Below are 20,498 nucleotides of genomic sequence, written 5' to 3' on the forward strand. Positions count from 1 at the left end.
AATGGGACGAAAATGACGCGCAGCCGTGCCCAGGACCCGAATGTCTGTGGGGTAACTGCCGCGATCGCTGTGATCGACGGAAAGTGGAAGACGGTTCTGCTCTGGCTGCTGGAATCCGGTCCGCACCGCCCAGGCGAGCTGCGTCGGCGGCTGCCGGGCCTCAGCGAGAAGGTGCTGACTCAGGCGCTCCGCGAGATGGAGGCCGACGGACTGGTGCACCGGGAGGTGCACGACGTACTTCCGCTGAAGACCATGTACTCCTTGACCGCGTTCGGTCGAGAACTCTCCGAGGCGCTGGCTCCCCTCTCTGATTGGGGCCACCGCCGCTTGGAGAAGCTCAGCGAGGCCCAGTCGGCCTCATGACACATCGCCTCGTCACCCACTTTTCACCAGGATCTGACGGCCCTCCGGCCGCCCTTCACCAGAGTCACCCCGCTGCCGCCCGTCGCCAAGTACCCACAAAAAAGTGGCTACTACGGGTGCACATGCCCTCGGCGGCGAACTCGTCGAGGAGCTCGAACAGGACCTTGATCGCGTGCTGTTCGTCCTCAGGCGGAAGGTTCCAGATGTCGTGCCAGCCGTTCGGGAGGGCGATGTGGAGGACCTGGCCGGGTCAGGCGGGGTTGCAGTCGCGTTCGCGACGGGCGATGAGCCAGTCGTGCCAGCCGGTGAGCCCGTGCCCACCGTGCCGGTGAGCATGATGGTCGTAGCCGGTCAGGAACGCGGTCAGCATGTGGAAGGAGGTCTTGCCGACGAACATGCCGGGACGTTGGCCGACGCGGGCGAAGTAGTCGCGCTCCGTCATTTCCGAGAGGGGTTTCATGAGCCCGCCCCCTCGTGGTCTCCGGAGCCGTGGTCCGGGGTTGGACCAAGCCTGCGGCGGGCCGCTTCCAGGCGTTCGGCGTAGTCCGCCGCAAAGATCCCCGGTAGCGACTTGTCGAGCGTTCCGGCGATGCGGTGAAGGGGTGCCCAGACCGCGGCGTCGTCGACGAGACGGCTGAGGTCCGTCATCTGCACTCGCTCCAGCCAGTCCGACAGGACCAGCGCCTCGTCCGGGGTGAGTTTGATGATGATCTCCGGATTTACCACCGCTCGAACATAGTCCGAGGACCGTGTGTTGTCAGAGGCGCCTGGCACAGTGCCGCCGTGGACATCGATTCCTTCTGGGAGCTCATCGAGGAGTGCCGGCGGCGGGCGCAGGGGCCGGACGAACGGCTCGCGTGGCTGCGTGGCGCACTGTCGCAAAGGTCGCCGGCAGAGGTCGTGCAGTTCCAGGTGCGCTTGGACGAGGTGACGCACGAAGCGTTCACGTGGGACCTGTGGGCAGCAGCGGACCGGATCTTCGGCGGCTGGTGTTCGGACGACGGGTTCTGCTACTTCGGCCTGTGGATGGTGGGACTCGGCCGGGAAGCCTTCACTGAAGTGGTGGCTGATTCCGATGCCCTGGCCGCCACCCTGGAGGTCCAGGGCCTGGTGGGCCGTCCGCGGGAGGTATGGAACGGCGACTGGCCCGGGTGGGAGTCGCTCGACTATGTCGCCATGGAGGCGTACGGGATCCTGGCTGGTGTTGACGACGAGTGCGGCGAAGCGTTCTACGAAGCCGTTGACGCCGAGCAGGGCGATGGAGGCGGCAACTCCGGACCGCTCGGTGAGCGGTGGGACGTTCGGTGCGAGGATGAGGCAGTACGCAGGCTGCCGAGACTGAGCGCGATGTTTCCCCTGCGATAGTGACCCGGTGGTGCGAGCGGGCGGAGACCGTCGCATCAAGTTCCAAAGCCTGGATGACTGTGGCGTAAGGGCTTCCAACTGTGTTTTCAGCGTCCGTAAGACGGGGTGTGGCGTAGAAGTCTGCGCATGATGAGCGGAGGCCACCATTCTGGGGTGCTTGGCCGGTAGCCCGACAGCCACCGCAGATTCGCCCCCAACACCGGATCGAGCACTCCGACCCGTCCATAGCCCCAGCCGATCCGGGCACAGGCCACGGCCGTGGCCGCGAACTTCGCCGCGTCCTCCGGCTCGATCCGCTCGTCCGGGCGCAGGTCCAGCACGGCGGCAGTGCCGTCTCGGCCGCGTACGAAGTAGTCCGGCGTGTGCCGGATCCGCCGGCCCCGGCCGCCGTGCCGCCAGGACAGGCGGAACGGCTGTGAGACCACCGCCATCACGTCCGGGTCGGCATCCAGCCGCATCAGATGTCCGAGTTCCACCCATGACTCGTAACCCACGAGGTCAGCGCAGGTCGCGGCCCAGTACCAACCCGCGAAGTCGCGCTGCCCCCGGTAGGACGGGAACGCACGTACCTGCCCGGCCGTCTCGAACCGGGCCCGCCGCATCACCTCAACTGGCCCACCGTGGACTCGCCCCGGGCGCCGATCCTCCAGCCAGAAGTCCTCAGCCTCCAACAGGCACCTCCATTCGGCGCTGGCCAGGTGGGACGACCGTAGGCAGCCGGACGAAGCGGTGGGTCAGAAAGAGCGAGACGGATCAGCGGACGGCCAAGGTTGACTGAGACGCGCGACCAGATGGTTCAGATGGACCGAGACCGGCTGACCTTCAGTGAGATGCGTCACCCCGCACGGGCGCACCCGCCGGACGTGACACGACGCACTTTTGCAAGCGACCTGCTTGCAATTGTTAGCAAGGGTGCGGCAAGGTGGACGTATGGCATCGCTCAACGTCGGCAATCTCGGTGAGTACCTGCGCGAGCAGCGGCGCAATGCGCAGCTGTCGCTCAGGCAGCTCGCCGACGCCGCCGGGGTGTCCAATCCGTATCTGAGCCAGATCGAGCGCGGGCTGCGCAAGCCGAGCGCGGAGGTGCTGCAGCAGGTCGCCAAGGCGCTGCGGATCTCCGCCGAGACGCTGTACGTGCGGGCCGGCATCCTCGACGCCGAGCGGGACCGGGACGAGGTGGAGACACGTGCGGTCATCCTCGCCGATCCCACGCTCACCGAGCGGCAGAAGCAGGTGCTGCTCCAGATCTACGAGTCCTTCCGCAAGGAAAACGGATTCGAGATCGCCCGCCCGGACACGGACGACGCCCAGGACACCGCAGCCCCCGGCCCCCGTACGGCCGACGACGGTGATGCCGGTCCGCGGAAGAGCGAGGGGTGACCTCAGGACCGTGACGACGAGCGAAACGCACGGGACGACTGGAAAGCGCCCCGCGGGCCACCCAAAACCCTCAGACGAAAAGCGATCCGGGAGGACCGTTCCCATGGCCATCAGCAACGACCTGCGCAAGACCCTCAGCGACCCGACCCCGCTCTACTTCGCCGCCGGCACCGCCGATCTGGCGCTGCAGCAGGCCAGGAAGGTGCCCGGCCTGGTGGAGCAGCTGCGCTCCGAGGCCCCGGCCCGCATCGAGGCCGTGCGCAACACCGACCCCAAGGCCGTCCAGGAGCGGGCCGCGGCCCGCGCCAAGGTGGCCGGAGCCCGCGTCAAGGAGACGCAGGAGAGCCTCCAGACCAAGTTCAACGAGTTCATCAACGGTCTGGACTCCGACATCAAGAAGTTCGGCACCAACCTCGACGCCGACCTGAAGAAGCTCGGTGAGACCGCCCAGGACCTCGCCCTGCGGAGCGTCGGTGTCGCCGCCGAGTACGCCGTCAAGGCCCGCGAGACCTACGAGAAGGTCGCCGAGCATGGCGAGCTGGCCGTGAAGACCTGGCGCGGTGAGGCCGCCGAGGAGATCGAGGAGCTGGCCGTCGCCGTCGAGGGCAAGCCGGAGCCCGTCGTCGTCAAGGACGAGCCGAAGCCTGTCGAGGCCGTGGCCGAGCCCGCCGCCCCGGCGAAGAAGCCGGTGGCGAAGAAGGCCCCGGCCGCCAAGAAGGCCCCGGCGAAGAAGACCACGCCCCCGGCGAAGTAAGTAAGTGCGACGGATCGTGTGACATCGGACGGACCGGGCACTTGCGCAGTGCCCGGTCCGTTCTCACGGATACACGGCTGCCGGACACGGGTACGGTGGCCGTACATAGGACTCGACCCGGGTGGTGGGCATAGTGCTGTTGACGGCATTCGGCGGCTTTCTCTCGCTGCTGTACCTCGCCATGCTGGTGCTCGCCGTGGTGGCACTGGTGATGGCCGCGCTGTACCGGAATGACGCGTACCGGGCGGCCGACAAGCAGAACAAGGGCTTCTGGCTGATCATCCTGGGTATCGCGGTCGCGGTGAACCTGCTGGTACCGATGCTCTTCCTGCAGCTCGCGGGCCTGGTCGCGAGCATCGTCTTCTTTGTGGACGTCCGGCCCGCCCTCAAGCAGATCTCCGGAGGCGGCTGGGGTCGGCGTCGGCGCGGAAGCAGCAGCGACGGTCCCTACGGTCCGTACAACGGCGGACGGTAGACGAGGGCAGCGGTCCTACCAGTACGACGGCGGCGGCGGGCCATGCCCGCCGCCGCCGTGTTGATCGTCGTCGCGTCGCTTCTCGCCGTGCGTCACGGTCCGCGGTCGAGCAGGACGACCGCGACGTCATCCGCCAGCTCACCACCGTTGAGGTCGCGGACCTCGTTGACCGTGGTGCGCAGCAGTTCCTCGCCGGTCAGGCCATCGGCCAGCCGGCGTCGCACCAGCTCCAGCATGCCCTCCTGGCCGAGCCGCTCGCGGCCCTCGCCGATACGCCCCTCGATCAGCCCGTCCGTGTAGAGCATCAGGCTCCAGACGGGCCCCAGCTCGACCTGCAGACGCGGCCAGCGGGCGTGCCGCATCAGACCGAGCGCCGGGCCGTTGTTGTCGTACGGCAGCAGCTCGGCCGGCCGGTCCGGGCGGGCGATCAGCGGGGACGGGTGGCCGGCCAGACACAGTCCGGCGCGGCGGCCGTCCGGCGCGATGTCCACCGTGCACAGCGTCGCGAAGATCTCCTCGTTGCCGCGCTCGTGCTCCAGCACTTGCTGGAGGGTGGACAGCAGCTCGTCACCGCACAGGCCCGCGAGCGTCAGGGCACGCCAGGCTATGCGCAGCTCCACACCGAGCGCCGCCTCGTCGGGGCCGTGCCCGCAGACGTCGCCGATCATCGCGTGCACCGTGCCGTCGGGCGTGCGGACGGTGTCGTAGAAGTCACCGCCGAGCAGCGCGCGGGAGCGGCCGGGGCGGTAGCGGGCAGCGAAACGCAGCGAGGAGCCGTCGAGCAGCGGATTGGGCAGCAGACCCCGCTCGAGCCGGGCGTTCTCCTGGGCCCGCAGCTTGGACTCCGTCAGCCGGCGCTCGGCCGTCTCGGAGCGCTTGCGTTCGACCGCGTAGCGTATCGCCCGGCTCAGCAGGCGTCCGTCCAGCTCGTCGCGGAACAGGTAGTCCTGGGCGCCGACGCGCACGGCCTCGGCGCCGCGCTCGGCGTCGCAGGATGCGGTGAGGGCGAGGACGGCGTGCCGGGGCGCGATCTGCAGCACGTGCCGCAGTGCCGCCAGCTCGTCGTCCTCGGCCGCGGCCCGGCCGGGGGCGGGCAGCGCGAGGTCCAGCAGGATGCAGTGGACGTCGTCCGTGAGCAGCCGCCCGGCCTCGGTGAGGTTGCGGGCGGTGCGCAGCCGGATGGGACGGCCCGCGGTGTCGAGCATCTCGGGCACGATCGGCGAACCGGCCGGGTCGTCCTCGATCACCAGCAGGGTGAGCGTCTCGGCCGCGGTGGTGCCGCGGGCGGCCGGCCCCTGTGCGGCCGCGGTCACGGGCGGGGACTCGGCTTGAGCCTGACCACTCTCCGCGGCCGGGATCGCCCTCTGCCGCGGTACGGGTACGGGCATCGTCTTGGGTTCCTTCCCTCCCCCCGAGGGCACGGCGGGGCGAGGGACCTCGACCCACCGACGGGGACCATAGCGGTAGCCGAGGGGGCAACGGAATGCCCGGTGGGGCGGCTCGGGGCAACCGGCCGCCGTCATATGCCGCATCAAGTACCGCAGTTGGACACGACGGACCCCACCGGGGATGACGAATGTCACGTGTGGTCGAGGTTTTGGGCGGGGCCGTCGTGTGCCACGTCACGTGGGACGCATCACGCGTCCGGGCGAACGACCCCCAGGATGGGCATTGAGCCCGCGCCCGCGATGGTCACCGTCCGGCCCGGGCGCGGGGCGTGGATGATCGCGCCGTGACCGATGTACATCGCGACATGGCTGGCGTCATGGAAGTAGATGATCAGGTCGCCGGGGCGCATGTCCTTGACGTCGACGTGCCGGAGCTGCTTCCACTGCTCCTGGGAGGTCCGGGGGATCGGTGTGCCGGCCGCGATCCAGGCCTGGGAGGTCAGGCCCGAACAGTCGTACGACTTGGGGCCCTCTGCGCCCCATACGTACGGTTTGCCGATCTGGCGCGTGGCGAACCGCACGGCCTTCCTGCCCTCTTGGGAGGCCTTGGCCTTGATCTCCTTCAGTATCCCGGAGTCGAGCCAGGCGGTCTGGGCCTTGTGTGCGGCCTCCTCCTCGAGCTTGCGCAGCCGCTCCCGTTCCTTCTTCTGCAGCTGCGACTGGAGCTTCTCCGCCGCGGCGATCTGCTTCTCGATCCTCTTCTTGGCCTCGGCCCTGACCTTGCGGTTGGCGTCGAGTTCCTTCCAGCGGTCGGAGGCGTCGCGTGCGTACTGCTCCAAGTCGTGCTGTGTGCGCGTCAAGTCGGCGAGCAGGCCCTGGGTCGCGCGTTCGCCCTGGCGGACGGTGCCCGCGTCGTCGAGGAACGCCTGCGGATCGCTGCTCAGCCAGAGGCGTACCTCGGGCGGCAGACCCCCGCCGCGGTACTGGGCGCGGGCCGCGGCGCCTGCGCGGTCCTTCAACTCGGCGAGCTTGTCCTGCCCCTTGACGATTTCCCGGGCCAGCTCGACGATCTGCGCCGACTGCTCCTTGCTCTTCTCCTCGGCCGCGTTGTAGGCGTCGGTGGCGACCGCGGCGTCGTGGTACAGCGTGTCCAGTTTCTCGCGGACGGCTTCGAGATCCCCGACCGGCGCCGTCGCCGACCGGTCGGACGGCCTGGGCGTCGGCCGGCCCGGGCCGGCGTACGCCTCTGCGGGCACGCCCAGCACGGTGACTGCGCAGACCAGAACGATGGCCGACGTGGTGAGGGTCCGCTTCCCGGATCCCATAACTTCGCCCCCAAAGCTGATTAACTGTCAGTAACTCCCAGACGCCTGGGGGATCGTGTCACGGCGGCGTGCAAAGTGACAGAGGCAGGACTTAGGGGCGCAAAAAACTCCCTCTCCTGCCGCACCTCGTACGACGATCTCCCTCCCCCACAGGCCGTCTTCGTACGACGATCTCCCCGCGAATGTGACGAAGGACTCAGGAAGATCGTTCCCCGCAGATCGGACGGGTTCAGTCGCGGGGTGCCAACGCCCCCCAGGTCACGGTGACTTCCCCCTGACGCCAGCGCGCCGGGCCGTCGGTGACCGGCCAGTCCGACGTCAGTCGGCGGACGGTGCGTATCCACCGCTGGCGCGCGCCGTACGAGGCGTAGGGAGCGGCGGCGGCCCAGGCGCGGTCGAAGTCGCGCAGGAAGGTATGCACCGGTTCACCTGGGACGTTGCGGTGGATGAGCGCCTTCGGCAGCCGTTCGGCCAGGTCGGACGGGCGGTCCAGCGAGCCGAGCCGGGTCGCGAACGTGACCGTGCGCGGGCCCTCGGGGCCGAGCGCGACCCACACATGGCGGCGTCCGATCTCGTCGCACGTCCCTTCGACGAGCAGCCCGCCGCGGAAGCCGGCCCCGGGGTCGGCGGGGGCGAGCCGGGCGCGCAGCCGCTCCCACACGGCGGCGACCTCGCGCTCCTCGTACTGCCGCAGGACGTTCGCGGCACGGATGAGGGCCGGGCGGCCCTGCACGGGCACCTCGAAGCCGCCGTGCCGGAAGACCAGGCCCTCCCGGGCGTACGGCTGCGCGGCCGCGACCCGGACAGGCTCTATCTCCACGCCCACCACCCGGGTCCGCGGTGCCGCCGCACGCAGCCGGTGCAGCAGCTCGACCGCGGTCCACGGCGCGGCGCCGTACCCGAGGTCGACGGCCACGGGGTCCGCCACGCGGCGGAGCTCTGCCCCGTGGACCGCTGCGATCCAGCGGTCCATCCGGCGCAGCCGGTTCGGATTGGTGGTCCCGCGCGTCACCGTACCCACGGGGCGGGACGCGGCGCGGGTTGACATGCGTACGAGGGTAAGCGGCCCGGGCGGTGGGGCTCTGGACGGGGCCGGCGCGCTGCATCGATCGGCGACCCGACGGGGTCCGCGGCGAGAGGTGATCGCGTCCCGCAGGGCCGACGCCGGATCCCTCCACGCCGACCAGCCTCGAACGGTTGAGCGACGATAGGTAATGATTGGGCAAAACCATCCGTGCTGGAAATGGAGAGTCGTCCTCCGGCGTTCGCACCTTGGAGGGGGTCCTGCGCCCTCCCTGAAGGCATGCCCGGAACAAGGAGGAAACGCCACGTGAGCCAGTACATCAGCAGGCTCGGGCGTCGCTCCCCGACGGCTCCGCCGCGGCTGCGGCTGCCGCATCGCAGGCCGCGCCGCGTGGCCATGCTCTCCGTGCACACCTCGCCGCTCCATCAGCCCGGCACGGGCGACGCCGGCGGCATGAACGTCTACATCGTGGAACTGGCGCAGCGTCTGGCAGAGATCAACATCGAGGTCGAGGTCTTCACTCGGGCGACCACGGCCGCCCTCCCGCCGGTCGTCGAGCTCGCCCCGGGCGTCCTCGTCCGGCACATCGACGCCGGACCCTACGAAGGGCTCGCCAAGGAGGAGCTCCCCGCCCAGCTCTGCGCCTTCACCCACGGCGTGATGCAGGCCTGGGCAGGTCACCGCCCTGGCTACTACGACCTCGTGCACTCCCACTACTGGCTCTCCGGCCATGTCGGCTGGCTCGCCGCCCAGCGCTGGGGCGCCCCCCTGGTGCACGCCATGCACACCATGGCCAAGGTCAAGAACGCCTCGCTCGCCGAGGGCGACACCCCCGAGCCCGCCGCCCGGGTCATCGGCGAGACCCAGATCGTCTCCGCCGCCGACCGGCTCATCGCCAACACCGCGGAAGAGGCCGCCGAACTCGTACGGCACTATGCGGCCGACGCCGGCAAGGTGGCCGTCGTCCATCCGGGGGTGAACCTGGAGCGGTTCTGCCCGGCGGACGGGCGCGCCGCCGCCCGCGCCCGGCTCGGTCTGCCGCAGGATGCGCTGATCCCCCTCTTCGCGGGTCGCATTCAGCCCCTCAAGGCGCCCGACGTGCTGCTGCGCGCCGTCGCCCTCCTGCTCGACGAGTGCCCCGAACTGCGCTCCCGCATCGTGGTGCCGGTCGTGGGCGGTCCGAGCGGCAGCGGCCTCGCCAAGCCGGAGGGACTGCAGAAGCTCGCCGCGCGGCTGGGCATCGCCGATGTCGTGCACTTCCGGCCGCCCGTCGAGCAGGCCCGGCTCGCCGACTGGTTCCGTGCCGCGTCCGTTCTGGTCATGCCGTCGTACAGCGAGTCCTTCGGGCTTGTGGCCATCGAGGCGCAGGCGGCCGGTACGCCGGTGATCGCCGCCTCGGTCGGCGGACTGCCCGTCGCCGTCCAGGACGGACGGACCGGATTCCTCGTGCCCGGACACGACCCCGCCGCCTACGCGCGCGTGCTGCGCGAGTTCGCCGCCAACCCCCATCTGTGCGCCGGCATGGGCGAGGCCGCGGCCCGGCACGCCAAGTCGTTCGGCTGGGACACGGCGGCCTCGACGACGGCCGGCGTCTACGCGGAGGCGATGCAGGCGCACCGGCGCCGGGCGTGAGCGCCGCGGCCGACGCCGTCACGTACGCTGCCCGCATGTCCGACGAACAGCAGGCGGCACAGGTCATCGAAGGGGCGCTCGAGGACGCCGAACTGGAGTGGGAGAGCCCGCAGACGGGCTCGTACGTCGTGAAACTCCCCGGGACGCGCAAGCTGTCGACGACCGTGTCGCTGATCGTCGGCAGGCACTCCCTCTCTCTCAACGCCTTTGTGATCCGGCACCCCGACGAGAACGAGCCGGCCGTGCATCGCTGGCTGCTCGAGCGCAATCTCAAGCTGTACGGGGTGGGTTACGCCGTCGACCCGCTCGGCGACATCTATCTGACCGGCCGGCTCCCGCTGGGCGCGGTCACCGCGGACGCAGTGGACCGGCTGCTCGGGTCGGTGCTCGAGGCGGCGGACGGCAGTTTCAACACCCTGCTGGAGCTCGGTTTCGCGTCCGCGATCCGCAAGGAGTACGCCTGGCGGGTGTCGCGCGGCGAGTCGACCCGCAATCTGGCGGCGTTCAGTCACTTGACCGAGCGCTCCGAAAGCTGACGCTCCGGTCCGTACCAATCAACCGCTGCACAACTCTTTCCCCGCCCAGGGGCGCCGTGGCATGCTCACCGCCAACGCAAACATGAACAGCGTTCACATCCATGGAAATTCACGTCTCGGAGTCCTCGGAGTCCTCGACATCCTTGGAAGGCGGTTCGGACATGGGCATGGGGCACGCGGACATCACCAGACGGAGCCTGCTCGGCAGCGCCATCGCCGTGGCGGCCGTCGCCGTGACCGGAACGCCGGCGACGGCCGTCGCCTCCACTCGCGACAAGGGGGAAGTGCCCCTCCTGTGGCGCGAGTTCGTCCGAACCCCCTTCACCCATCCGCAGATCCCGTACATCGGCCGGGCCGGCTACGGCCGTGGCGCCACCCGCTTCCCGCGCCGTCGTGTGGTGGCCGATGTGACCGCGTACGGAGCCGTGCCGGACGGCGCCACCGACTGCGCCCCCGCGATCAACCGTGCTGTCGCCGACGCCGGGAGGGCCGGGGGCGGCACGGTGCTGATCCCGCCGGGCACGTACCGCATCGACGATCTGATCCGCATCGGACACGACAACGTCGTCCTCAAGGGTGCGGGCAGCGGCCGTACGACGCTGTACGCGACGAAGAACCTCACCGAGCTGATCGGTGTCTACGGCTCGCGGTACGGTGGCGACAAGTCCTCCTGGTCCTGGGCGGGGGGCCTCATCTGGCTGGCACCGAAGGCGCGTTGGGACTCCCTGGCCGTGGCGATCCGGGACCGGGCGTGGCCGTTCGAGGGCTGGACGGGCAACAAGCGCGACGAATGGGAGACGCTGACCACGGTGTCCCCGGCCCAGCGGGGCTCCTGGACGGTGACGGTCGCCGACACCCGGCGGCTGAGGCCGGGGCAACTCGTCCTGCTGCGCCTCGCGGACGACGCCGGGCACACCCTCCTGGAGCACATGTCCGGAGGCGGCTCGGGCCCCGAGGCGTACTACTGGGACGACAAGACGAAGCTGACCTCGTACGTCCCCTACGAGTGGCCCGTGCGCATCGCGCGCGTGGCGGGCCGGAAGGTCACGTTCGAGCGACCCCTTCCGCTGGACGTGCGCCCGGAGTGGGATCCGCGTCTGACGACACACGTACCCGCGCTGACCGGCGCGGGAGTGGAGGGCCTGACTCTCCAGGCCGTCCAGACCCCGCAGTCCCCGCACCTGCTGGACAAGGGCTACAACGGGGTCGCGTTCCAGTGCACCTACGACTGCTGGGCGGACGACGTCGTGGTGCGTGACGTCGACAACGGCTTCGGCCTGGTCGCCGCCTCCTCCTGCACGCTGCGCCGCACCCGGGTGGCCGGCCGGGGCTCGCACCACCCGTACTTCTGCCGGGAGGGCTCGCACGACAACCTGATCGAGGACTTCACCGTCGAGGAGCGCACGGTGCCGGCCCCGCCGAACACCCAGCTCCACGGCATCAATGTGGAGGGGTTGTCCTCCTACAACGTCTGGTCGCGCGGCGAGATGCGGATGGGCACCTTCGACTCGCACCGCGGGCTGCCCTTCGCGAACGTCCGGACGGACATCACGGTGAACAACAACGGCCGCCACGGCGGGGACGCGTCCGCGGGTCCCCTCTTCGGCGCCCGCTTCACCCACTGGAACGTCCGTGTGACGAACGGACGTGCGGGACTGATGAGGATCGACGGCCTGGCGCCGTACTCGGCCACCGTGGGGCTGAACGAGGTCACGGAGTTCGACCAGATCGACGTCCCCGACTTCGCGGGCGATCTGCACGCCCGTCTGGAGTTGTACGGGACGACGGACACCGTGCGTCCGCGCAACCTCTACGAGGCGCAGCGGGAGTTGTAGCCCGTCACCGGCGGTCGATCAGGAGGGGCAGCCGGCGGTCGTGCTGCTCACGGGGCAGCCGGCCGCCGCGCATCGGTGTGAGCGGTCCGTGCAGACCCGCCCGGAGGGTCTCGGCGACGACGCCCGGATCCTCTTCCGCGGCGAGCGGTGCCACGGCCGGGCGCGGTTCGCCGAAGGCGGCGCGCAGCGGGGCGGGCTCCCCGGCCGTCGCGAACGGCGGGTCCACGGCAAGTGGCTGTAGAGGACGGGCCGGCTGTATTCGATCTCGGCGGCGAGGCGGCGAGGCGGCGAGGCGGCGAGTGGTCAGCGCGTCCCGGCCCTCGGCCTCCGCGAGTTCCCGCGCGGCCGTGACGATGAGTCGCTCGCGTTCCGCTCCTTCGCGCTCACGGCGCGTCCGGGGTCGGCATGGCCACAATTCTAGCGTTGCTAGTCATTCTTTCGATGCTATGTTAGCGTAGCTTCAATATCTAGCGGTGCTAGAAAGGAGCCCGACATGCTTACGCCGGCTGCCTACGGCCTCGCCCTTCTGCTCGACCTGTTCGTTCTTGTGATCGGGGCGCGCTTCCTGCTGCAGCCCCGGGCCGCCGCCATCGGTTACGGCGTGCCGGCCAAGCCGGGCGGCGACGCCGCGTATCTGGAGATCAAGGGCCTGCGCGACGCCTCCACCGGCATACTTGGGCTCGCTCTGCTCGCCTTCGCCGGAGCACACGCCGAGGCTTGGTTCATGGTGGCCGCCGCCCTGGTCCCGCTCGGCGACACGCTGATCGTGCTGCGGCACGGCGGCACAAGGGCCGCCGCCTTCGGTATCCACTTGGCCACGGCGGCGGTGGTGCTCGTCTCCGCCGTGCTGCTCTTCCTCGCCTGATCCGCCGACGCGCCACCGAGGAGTTCTCAAATGTCGCTTTTCGTGCCGCAGTTCGACTCGTCCGTGATCGTCCGCTCCGCCGACGCGGAAGTCGTCGGCCGGGCTCCCACGACCGTACGGCTGCTGGCCGACAGCAGCGCGACCGGCGGGGCGCTGTCCACCCAGCGCGTCACCCTCACCGGGGGCGCGGACGGGGCGCGACCCCACTTCCACACCCGCTCGGCCGAGATGTTCTACATCCTCGACGGCACGGCCCAGCTGCTCTCCGGCGACCGGGTCGTCACGGCGGAGCAGGGCGATCTGGTCGTCGTGCCTCCTGGGGCGGCGCACGCCTTCGCCGCCGCGCCCGGACAGGACGCCGACATCCTGATCGTGATCACTCCGGGTGTCGAGCGCTTCGAGTACTTCCGCCATCTCGAGCGCGTAGGCCTTGGGAAGGTGCCGCCGGAGACGCTCCTCGAAGTACAGGAGCTCTACGACAACCACTTCCTGTCGAGTGAGGCCTGGGAGGGCCGCCGGGACTGAGCGGACGTGCCGGGACGGGGGCGCCCGCTCAGGCTGTGCTGGCCTCTGCCTCGGGCGCTCCCACCCGGGCCCCCGTCGTCGTCACCTCCGCGGGCAGGCGGCGCATCAGTGCCGCGTACCCGGCCGCCGCGCCCGTGCCGACCACCGCGCACAGCCCCCACAGCCACTCGGCGCCGAACCGGTCGATGACGACACCGGACATCAGCGGGGCGACCAGGGCCGCCACCGCCCAGGACAGGGTGTACATGCCCTGGTAGCGGCCGCGCCCGTGCACGGGGGAGAGGCGGACCACGAGGCCGGTCTGGGTCGGGGCGTTGACGATCTCAGCCAGGGTCCACACGCAGACCGTCAGCATGAAGACGCCGACCGAGCCGGCGAAGGCGGTGAGCCCGAAGCCGTACCCCGCCAGCATGGAGGAGGCCACCAGCAACCGGCGCGGGTCGCGGTGCTCGATGAAACGGGTGACCGGGATCTGCAGCGCGACGATCAGCGCGCCGTTGACGGCGATGGCCATGCCGTAGTCCGCGGGTGTGAAACCGGCCCGGCCCATCGCCACCGGCAGGCCCACCGACCCCTGCTGGAAGACGACCGCGACGAGGAAGGACAGCCCGACCACGCTCATGAAGCGCCCGTCGCGCAGGACGGCCGCCAGCCCCACGTCCTTCCCGGCCGCCTCCTTGGCGGTGACCACGGGCCGCGACTCGGGGAGCTTGGCGAACACCACGATCGCGCAGATCATCGTCATCCCCGCCTCGATCAGGAACCCGGCGAGGTAGCTGAACTCGGCGATGAACCCCGCGGTCATGGAGGAGACGGCGAAGCCCAGGTTGATCGCCCAGTAGTTGAGGGAGAAGGCGCGGACCCGGTCCTCGGGCCGGACGATGTCCGCCATCATCGCCTGCACCGCTGGACGGGACGCGTTGCTCGCCATACCGACCAGGAAGGCCACCGCGGCGATCGCGACGGGGTCGTGCATGAAGCCGAGCAGGGCCACGGAGACGGCCGTGGACAACTGGGCGACGAGGAGGGTCGGCCGCCGGCCGAGCCGGTCCGTCATCACGCCCGAGCCGACGGAGGAGATCACTCCTCCCAGTCCGTGCAGCGAGGCGACGAGTCCGGCGTAGGACGCGGAGTAGCCGCGGTCCAGGGTGAGGTAGAGCGCCATGAACGTGGCGACGAAGGCGCCCAGCCGGTTGACGAGCGTGCTGATCCACAGCCACCAGAACGCGCGGGGAAGGCCGGAGACCGTCTCGCGGGCGGCACGTCTGACGGCGGCGAGCGGCATGAGAGGTCCCCCACGGATGTAAGCGGTACGAGCGGTGAGCACAACTTACGAGTTTGCAGGCCGGAGGGGCTACTCGATTAACAGATGCCGTCAACTGGCGGACGCCCGAGAGGACGGCCGTCCGCCTGGCGAGCGGGTGCGCAAGCGGTCGGAGGCTTCGATTACGCTCGGGGCCATGGCCGACGCACCGTACAAGCTGATCCTCCTCCGCCATGGCGAGAGCGAGTGGAACGCGAAGAACCTGTTCACCGGCTGGGTGGACGTCAACCTGAACGAGAAGGGCGAGAAGGAGGCGGTCCGCGGCGGTGAGCTGCTGAAGGACGCCGGCCTGCTGCCCGACGTGGTCCACACCTCCGTCCAGAAGCGCGCGATCCGCACCGCGCAGCTCGCGCTGGAGGCGGCCGACCGCCACTGGATCCCGGTCCACCGCAGCTGGCGTCTGAACGAGCGCCACTACGGTGCCCTGCAGGGCAAGGACAAGGCCCAGACGCTGGAGGAGTTCGGCGAGGAGCAGTTCATGCTGTGGCGCCGCTCCTACGACGTGCCGCCGCCGCCGCTCGAGGACGGGGCCGAGTTCTCCCAGTCGGACGACGCGCGTTACGCGTCGATCCCGCCGGAGCTGCGCCCGAAGACGGAGTGCCTGAAGGACGTCGTCTTCCGCATGCTCCCCTACTGGTACGACGGCATCGTGCCCGACCTGCTGACCGGCCGCACGGTCCTGGTCGCGGCCCACGGCAACAGCCTGCGCGCCCTGGTCAAGCACCTGGACGGCATCTCGGACGCCGACATTGCGGGGCTGAACATCCCGACGGGCATCCCGCTCTACTACGAGCTCGACGCCGACTTCAAGCCGCTCAACCCCGGCGGCAAGTACCTCGACCCGGACGCGGCCGCGGCGGCGATCGAGGCGGTCAAGAACCAGGGCAAGAAGAAGTAGGTTTTGTGATCATGCCCCTGAGCTGCGCAGACGGCGCGACTCAGGGGCATTTTCACGGCCCGGGCCCTCTCTGGGCCCTCAGGCCCGCGGGTCCTGCGGCCGGAGCGCTCGCCCGAGAGCTTTCCGAGCCCGGTCCCGGCGGCTCGGCATGAGGTGCGCGTACACCTTCAACGTCAGCCCCGGATCGGAGTGCCCGAGGGACTCAGAGAGGGCCTTCGTCAGGCTCGGAGCGGCGGGCAGTTCGGCCGGTCTCGCGGCCGTCCCCTCGTTGCCGCCGGGCTCCACACCCGGCGCGTCCAGGCGGTGCTGCCACGCGGCGGGCCACCCGACGATCACCGCCAGGACTCCGACGGCGGGCCACGACAGCCACGCGAACGTGTCGACAGGCGCCGGAAGGCTGCTCCCGGTGGCGACATTGACGGCGACCGCGAGCAACACCGACAACAGGGCCGAGGCCAGGCCGATGAGCGCGATCGCCCGCTCCCGCCGCATCCGCGCCCCCGTCCGCCGCCCGGCACGTGTCCTCAGTGTGCCTCGGCGGCCGGGCTTCCCCCAGCGATTCGGGCTCCTCGGCACACCAGCCTGGCTCAGACGCCACCGCACAGCACCGGTCAGGGCTTCGTGTTCGGTGGCTTGACCCGGCCGGTGGGCAGGTTGATCCTGTTGCTCGCTGTGTGAGGGCGGGCACGATTCTCTGCGGAGGGCGCATGGCCTGGTGGCGTTCGATCGGGTCCGGACTCCGGGGGCCCGTCGCGTTCGTGGTGGGGTGGACCGTGCTCCTCGTGGGCGAGTTCACCGGTCGCCCGCTCTGGGCGGCGCTCCTGGCGCCCCTCTTCCTGGTGCCGAGTTGCGTCGCGATGTGGCGCCAGGAGCGCAAGCGCCGGCTCCGACTGCACACGCCTCGTCGCCGTCCGTGGCGCGGACGTTCGCCGGCGTCCCCGCCGTTGTCGCCCCCGGTGCGTGGTCGACGGGGCGACTGAGGGAGGAAGGTGATGGCTCCTCCCACGACCGGGATCGCCTGCTTCTCGCCGACGTCGTACGTGAACTCGGTCTTCCGGGATGACCACGAGGTGAGCGACATCTGAACATGCCCTCGGCCTGCGGTTTCCGGGGCGGCGGGAGGGCCGTTCGCCGGGCGGCTGCACTTAGCATGGCGGCGCTCGTGCCGGTCGGGGCACGCTGGGGATGATCTTGTGCCGGGGGCGTCATGGAAGAGGGCCGGAGATCGGGTTCGGACGTGGAGGGGGACTCGTCCTGGGTGGCGATCGTCCACAACGATCCCATCACCCTCATGTCGTACGTGGTCCATGTGTTCCGGGTCTATTTCGGCTGGTCCGAGGCCGAGGCCCGCGATTCGATGACGGACGTGCACCGCAAGGGCGAAGTCGTGGTCGCCGTGGGCAGCCGTGAGGAGATGGAACGGCATGTGCAGGCGCTGCACGGCTACGGCCTGCTGGCCACCCTCCAGCGCAACCCATGAGCTGCGAAAGCTCGGTTCGTGCCGCTGCCGGGTCCGGCGCGGGCCCCGTTCCACGGTGTTGCCGTCACTGCCGTCCGGCGCGGTTCAGGGCGTCCTCGGCCTGACGCGCCAGTCTGTCGACGAGGTCGGCCGCGGGCGGCAGGTCGGTGACCAGGTCGACGGCCTCGCCCGCCCAGACCGGTAGCGGCGGCACCTCGCCACTGGCCACGTCGTCCTGATAGGCCCGCTGCGCTTCGGTGTCCGTGGCGAGTTCCGCCTCCCGGCCCCGCCATCGGTCGAGGTAGCGATGGCCCAGGGTGCGGGCGGTGTACCGGGAGGGCCACGAGGAGCTGCGGGCGATGTCGAGCACGCGGCTGCGTTCCGTGTCCTGCCCGCGTCCCTCGACGAGCGCGGCGCTGATGGCCGGGTGCACCAGGGCCTCGGCCGTGGCCTGGAAGCGGGTGCCGATGACGGCGCCCGCGGCGCCCAGGGCGAGGGCGGCGGCCAGGCCCCTGCCGTCGGCGATGCCGCCGGCCGCGAGCACCGGCACCGGTGCCGCGAGGTCCACCACCACCGGCACGAAGGGAAGGGTGGACCGTCCGTGCCGGGCCCCGTGTCCTCCGCTCTCGGTGCCCTGCGCCACGATGACGTCGGCGCCCAGGTCCACCGCCTGCCTGGCCTCCTCCAGATCGGTGACCTGGATGGCGAGTAACGGACCTGCCCGGCGGATGCGTTCGGTGAAGGCGCTCGGGTCCCCGAAGGAGAGCATCACGGCACTGGGCCGGTGCTCCAGCGCGCGCTCGACCGTGCGGACATCGAGCGCCCAGGTCAGAAAGCCGATGCCCCACGGTCGGTCGGTGCCCTGTACGACGAGGGGCAGTTCACGGGCCAGCCACTGCGGATCGCCGCCCCCGGCGCCCAGCAGTCCGAGCCCGCCGCCGCGCGAGACGGCCGCGGCCAGCGCACCTCCGGCGGAACCGCCCATCGGTGCCAGCGCGATCGGATGCCGTACACCCGACAACTTCGTGAACGCCGTCCGACAACGCCATGGCCCGCATCATCGCACTCGCCGCAGTGCGGCACACGGTGAACGGCGCGCGCCCCGCGGTGCGGAAGGAGGGGCGAACGACCATGCCCCCTGCCGGCGCGTTCTGCGCCGGCAGGGGGCATGTTGGCGTGGTCGTGGCACTGACTACCGCAAGGAACGCCCTACTTGAGGTACACGAGACCGTCGGTCGTGACGGTGGGACGGCCGCTGGTACCCACCAGGACGATCTTCACGGTGTGCTTGGCGCTGGCGGACCAGGACTTGGTCCAGATCGCCTGCCGGTACAGCGTGCTGGACGACTTCAGGTCGACGGTGCTGACCTTCGTGCCGTCGACGTAGACGTAGACCTGGCCGGAGGTGGAGGCGCGGGAGACCACCCACGCCGCCGAGCGACCCGTGAACGTCCAGGTGAGGCTCGCGCCCTTCGAGGCACTGGAGTACGACTTGCCGCCGAGGTAGCTGCTGGAGGAGCGGGTGCTCCAGCTGCCGGACTTCGTGGCGGAGCTCTCCTGCAGGATCACGGGGGTGAAAGCGGGCGAGGAGGTACGGGAGTTGCCCGCGTAGTCGTAGGCGCGCATCGACCAGGTGGTGGCGGTGCCGGACTTGGCGGTGCTGCCGGCGCTGGTGGTGGTCGCGCCGTAGGTGGCCGCGGTCGGGGACAGCAGCTTCACATAGCGCAGGGCCTTGTCGTCCGTCGCCTTCCAGCCGAGGGTGACCGGGACTGCGGTGGTGTTGACGGTGCCGGAGCGCAGGGAGAGCCGCGGGGTGGTGGTGAAGGTCGGCGCGGTCGTCTCCGCCATGACGCTCAGCGCGGCGCTGGTGGCCGTCTTGCCGGACTGGTGCACGGCCCGTACGGCGACGGTGTGGCTGCCGAGGGCCAGGGTCGCGGCGGCGGAGGTGGCGGTGCCCGAGGTGGTGGCCACGGCCTTGCCGTCGACCAGCAGCTGGAAGTTCTTGATGAGCGACGACGGCGTGGTGGCCGTCCAGTGCACGGTGATGGCGCCCTTGGTGTAGTACGTCGAGCCGGAGAGGCCCGCGCCGTCGACCGTCGTGGTCTTCAGACCCTGCACAGGTCCGGCGGCCCACGCCCGGATGGTGGGCAGCTGGGCGTAGAGGGAGCCGCCGGGGCACTGGGTGTTGTAGCCGTCACGGTGGCCGGAGATCCGCTGGAAGGTGTACTTGGTCCCGGTGGTGAAACTGGTGCCGAAGTAGTTCTTCTGGCCGGCGCCCGCGGTGAGCTGGGTGGTTCCGGCGGGGTCGGCACCGTACTGGCCGAGCTTCCAGGCCGCCACGCGGGCGATCGAGGCCAGCGCGGCGTTGGAGGCGCTGGTCGTGGTGTAGTCACCGAGCACCGCGATGCCCGCGGACTCCCGGTTCCAGCCGTAGGTGTGGGCGCCGAGCACCGGCAGATCGACACCGCCCTTGCGGCCTTCGAAGACGGTGCCGCACTTGTCGACGAGGAAGTTGTAGCCGATGTCCTTCCAGCCCTCGACCTGCACGTGGTACGCGTAGATGCCCCGCACGATCGACGCCGACTCGGTGCAGGAGTAGTCGTTGGCCCCGTCGGTGTGGTGGACGAACACGGCCTTGACGTCCGGGTTGTACTCCGGCGCCTCGGGGCTGATCGACTCGTCGGCGCCCCAGCCCGCGCGCGCCACGATGGGCGGTTCGGGCACGGTGGACGGCCGCGCGGCCGGCACGGTGGGCGAAGCGCTCGCCGAGGGGGATGCGGGCACGGAGTCGCTGGGGGTGACCGCGGGCGTGGAGTCGGTCGGAGCGGGAGGCGTGGTGGTCTGGGCGTCCGTCGGCGCGACGGTGGTGCCGTCACCGGGTGTGGCGGAGTCCGTGGGCGCGGTGGAGTCCGTGGGCTCAGTGGAGTCCGTGGGTGTGGCACCGGGACTCGTCTCGGCGACGAACGCGGCCGGCTCGGCGGCGGCGGACTTCGTCTCGGCGGCGGTCACCACACCCGGGTCCACCAGGTTGACCTCGAGCCCCTTGGGCAGCGAGCCGGTGGTGCCGTTCTTGTGGACGACCTGTACCTGGACGCCGTCGGAGGAGCCGACCCACAGCGGTTCGGAGGCGCCGCGCACGTGAGGGCCGGGCTTCTCCAGCGGGTCGATGTTCAGCTCTAGGTCCTGCCAGGAGCTCCACTCGCCGCTGTCGAGGCTGTGGGTGCGTACCTGCACCGTGCCGTCGAGCCGCTTGGCGGCACCCGTCCACGAGACGCCGACCATCGAGAACTGCTGGGTGTCCGTGCGGGGCAGTTCCCGCTTGCCGGACTCGCTGCCCTTCAGCGCGAGGT

General features: G+C 70.4%; 22 protein-coding genes and 1 pseudogene. 12 read left to right on the plus strand and 11 right to left on the minus strand.

Annotation, left to right across the window (positions count from 1 at the left end):
- The first annotated feature begins 12 nt into the window (after positions 1 to 12).
- Positions 13 to 363, plus strand: coding sequence for a winged helix-turn-helix transcriptional regulator (locus ADL25_RS08040; RefSeq protein WP_059126957.1), 351 nt, complete (start codon positions 13 to 15; stop codon positions 361 to 363).
- 250 nt (positions 364 to 613) lie between these two features.
- On the opposite strand, the gene ADL25_RS50365 is transcribed toward ADL25_RS08040, so the two are convergent.
- Both ADL25_RS50365 and ADL25_RS08050 read right to left on the minus strand, forming a co-directional pair.
- Positions 614 to 823, minus strand: a complete 210-nt coding sequence (locus ADL25_RS50365) for a hypothetical protein (protein ID WP_234380722.1) — start codon at positions 821 to 823, stop codon at positions 614 to 616.
- Complete coding sequence (locus tag ADL25_RS08050) at positions 820 to 1,089, minus strand: hypothetical protein (RefSeq protein ID WP_059126958.1); 270 nt, start codon at positions 1,087 to 1,089, stop codon at positions 820 to 822. The genes ADL25_RS50365 and ADL25_RS08050 overlap by 4 nt, the downstream gene beginning before the upstream one ends.
- Before the next feature lie 57 nt (positions 1,090 to 1,146).
- On the opposite strand from ADL25_RS08050, the gene ADL25_RS08055 reads away from it, so the two are divergent.
- The gene (locus tag ADL25_RS08055; protein WP_059126959.1) at positions 1,147 to 1,728 is read left to right on the plus strand and encodes a DUF4240 domain-containing protein; all 582 of its coding nucleotides are present in this window, start codon (positions 1,147 to 1,149) and stop codon (positions 1,726 to 1,728) included.
- A gap of 86 nt (positions 1,729 to 1,814) precedes the next feature.
- On the opposite strand, the gene ADL25_RS08060 is transcribed toward ADL25_RS08055, so the two are convergent.
- Positions 1,815 to 2,399: a TnsA-like heteromeric transposase endonuclease subunit gene (locus ADL25_RS08060; RefSeq protein ID WP_199839127.1), complete on the minus strand. Its 585-nt coding sequence runs from the start codon at positions 2,397 to 2,399 to the stop codon at positions 1,815 to 1,817.
- A gap of 259 nt (positions 2,400 to 2,658) precedes the next feature.
- On the opposite strand from ADL25_RS08060, the gene ADL25_RS08065 reads away from it, so the two are divergent.
- The 3 genes from ADL25_RS08065 (at position 2,659) to ADL25_RS08075 (ending at position 4,337) form a co-directional block, all read left to right on the plus strand.
- Positions 2,659 to 3,108: a helix-turn-helix domain-containing protein gene (locus ADL25_RS08065; RefSeq protein WP_059126960.1), complete on the plus strand. Its 450-nt coding sequence runs from the start codon at positions 2,659 to 2,661 to the stop codon at positions 3,106 to 3,108.
- 103 nt (positions 3,109 to 3,211) lie between these two features.
- Positions 3,212 to 3,862, plus strand: coding sequence for a hypothetical protein (locus tag ADL25_RS08070; protein WP_059126961.1), 651 nt, complete (start codon positions 3,212 to 3,214; stop codon positions 3,860 to 3,862).
- A 133-nt stretch (positions 3,863 to 3,995) separates the two neighbouring features.
- On the plus strand, positions 3,996 to 4,337 hold the full coding sequence (locus ADL25_RS08075) for a DUF2516 family protein (RefSeq protein ID WP_059127112.1): 342 nt from the start codon (positions 3,996 to 3,998) through the stop codon (positions 4,335 to 4,337).
- A 92-nt stretch (positions 4,338 to 4,429) separates the two neighbouring features.
- On the opposite strand, the gene ADL25_RS08080 is transcribed toward ADL25_RS08075, so the two are convergent.
- The 3 genes from ADL25_RS08080 to ADL25_RS08090 form a co-directional block, all read right to left on the minus strand.
- Positions 4,430 to 5,725 carry a PP2C family protein-serine/threonine phosphatase gene (locus tag ADL25_RS08080; RefSeq protein ID WP_059126962.1) on the minus strand — a complete coding sequence of 432 codons (1,296 nt, stop codon included), beginning with the start codon at positions 5,723 to 5,725 and terminating at the stop codon, positions 4,430 to 4,432.
- Between the two features lie 248 nt (positions 5,726 to 5,973).
- Positions 5,974 to 7,050 carry an NlpC/P60 family protein gene (locus ADL25_RS08085; protein ID WP_059126963.1) on the minus strand — a complete coding sequence of 359 codons (1,077 nt, stop codon included), beginning with the start codon at positions 7,048 to 7,050 and terminating at the stop codon, positions 5,974 to 5,976.
- Between the two features lie 229 nt (positions 7,051 to 7,279).
- Positions 7,280 to 8,098: a class I SAM-dependent methyltransferase gene (locus ADL25_RS08090; RefSeq protein ID WP_181923091.1), complete on the minus strand. Its 819-nt coding sequence runs from the start codon at positions 8,096 to 8,098 to the stop codon at positions 7,280 to 7,282.
- 282 nt (positions 8,099 to 8,380) lie between these two features.
- Here ADL25_RS08090 and mshA point away from each other — a divergent pair, with 282 nt between their 5' ends.
- From mshA to ADL25_RS08105, 3 genes are all read left to right on the plus strand, one after another.
- Positions 8,381 to 9,706, plus strand: a complete 1,326-nt coding sequence (gene mshA / locus ADL25_RS08095; RefSeq protein WP_059126965.1) for a D-inositol-3-phosphate glycosyltransferase — start codon at positions 8,381 to 8,383, stop codon at positions 9,704 to 9,706.
- A gap of 35 nt (positions 9,707 to 9,741) precedes the next feature.
- Entirely contained in the window at positions 9,742 to 10,242 is a 501-nt protein-coding gene (locus ADL25_RS08100; protein WP_059127113.1) for a YbjN domain-containing protein, read from the plus strand.
- Positions 10,243 to 10,409: 167 nt separating this feature from the next.
- A complete protein-coding gene (locus tag ADL25_RS08105) occupies positions 10,410 to 12,077 on the plus strand; it encodes a glycoside hydrolase family 55 protein (RefSeq protein WP_402522254.1) in 1,668 nt (555 codons plus the stop codon).
- Between the two features lie 4 nt (positions 12,078 to 12,081).
- Here the strand turns inward: ADL25_RS08105 and ADL25_RS51810 are convergent, their stop codons facing one another.
- A complete protein-coding gene (locus tag ADL25_RS51810; protein WP_324614039.1) occupies positions 12,082 to 12,303 on the minus strand; it encodes a hypothetical protein in 222 nt (73 codons plus the stop codon).
- 267 nt (positions 12,304 to 12,570) lie between these two features.
- On the opposite strand from ADL25_RS51810, the gene ADL25_RS08115 reads away from it, so the two are divergent.
- Both ADL25_RS08115 and ADL25_RS08120 read left to right on the plus strand, forming a co-directional pair.
- A complete protein-coding gene (locus tag ADL25_RS08115) occupies positions 12,571 to 12,942 on the plus strand; it encodes a DUF4267 domain-containing protein (RefSeq protein ID WP_059126967.1) in 372 nt (123 codons plus the stop codon).
- A 30-nt stretch (positions 12,943 to 12,972) separates the two neighbouring features.
- On the plus strand, positions 12,973 to 13,467 hold the full coding sequence (locus ADL25_RS08120) for a cupin domain-containing protein (RefSeq protein WP_059126968.1): 495 nt from the start codon (positions 12,973 to 12,975) through the stop codon (positions 13,465 to 13,467).
- 28 nt (positions 13,468 to 13,495) lie between these two features.
- Here ADL25_RS08120 and ADL25_RS08125 read toward each other — a convergent pair whose 3' ends face one another.
- Positions 13,496 to 14,752 carry an MDR family MFS transporter gene (locus ADL25_RS08125; RefSeq protein WP_059126969.1) on the minus strand — a complete coding sequence of 419 codons (1,257 nt, stop codon included), beginning with the start codon at positions 14,750 to 14,752 and terminating at the stop codon, positions 13,496 to 13,498.
- A 175-nt stretch (positions 14,753 to 14,927) separates the two neighbouring features.
- On the opposite strand from ADL25_RS08125, the gene ADL25_RS08130 reads away from it, so the two are divergent.
- Positions 14,928 to 15,689, plus strand: a complete 762-nt coding sequence (locus tag ADL25_RS08130; RefSeq protein WP_059126970.1) for a phosphoglyceromutase — start codon at positions 14,928 to 14,930, stop codon at positions 15,687 to 15,689.
- Positions 15,690 to 15,767: 78 nt separating this feature from the next.
- Here the strand turns inward: ADL25_RS08130 and ADL25_RS52140 are convergent, their stop codons facing one another.
- On the minus strand, positions 15,768 to 16,181 hold the full coding sequence (locus ADL25_RS52140; protein WP_059126971.1) for a hypothetical protein: 414 nt from the start codon (positions 16,179 to 16,181) through the stop codon (positions 15,768 to 15,770).
- 715 nt (positions 16,182 to 16,896) lie between these two features.
- Between ADL25_RS52140 and clpS the strand changes: the two genes are divergently transcribed.
- Positions 16,897 to 17,169 (plus strand): ATP-dependent Clp protease adapter ClpS, encoded by a 273-nt coding sequence (gene clpS, locus ADL25_RS08140; protein ID WP_059126972.1) that lies wholly within the window; start codon positions 16,897 to 16,899, stop codon positions 17,167 to 17,169.
- Positions 17,170 to 17,233: 64 nt separating this feature from the next.
- On the opposite strand, the pseudogene ADL25_RS08145 reads toward clpS, so the two are convergent.
- Together ADL25_RS08145 and ADL25_RS08150 are read right to left on the minus strand one after the other, a co-directional pair.
- Positions 17,234 to 18,172, minus strand: a pseudogene (locus tag ADL25_RS08145) (NAD(P)H-dependent flavin oxidoreductase); the annotation flags it as partial.
- Positions 18,173 to 18,357: 185 nt separating this feature from the next.
- A complete protein-coding gene (locus ADL25_RS08150) occupies positions 18,358 to 20,430 on the minus strand; it encodes an N-acetylmuramoyl-L-alanine amidase (RefSeq protein WP_234380744.1) in 2,073 nt (690 codons plus the stop codon).
- Positions 20,431 to 20,498: the final 68 nt, after the last annotated feature.

It is taken from the genome of Streptomyces sp. NRRL F-5122 (assembly GCF_001507435.1).
GTDB lineage: Bacteria > Actinomycetota > Actinomycetes > Streptomycetales > Streptomycetaceae > Streptomyces > Streptomyces lannensis.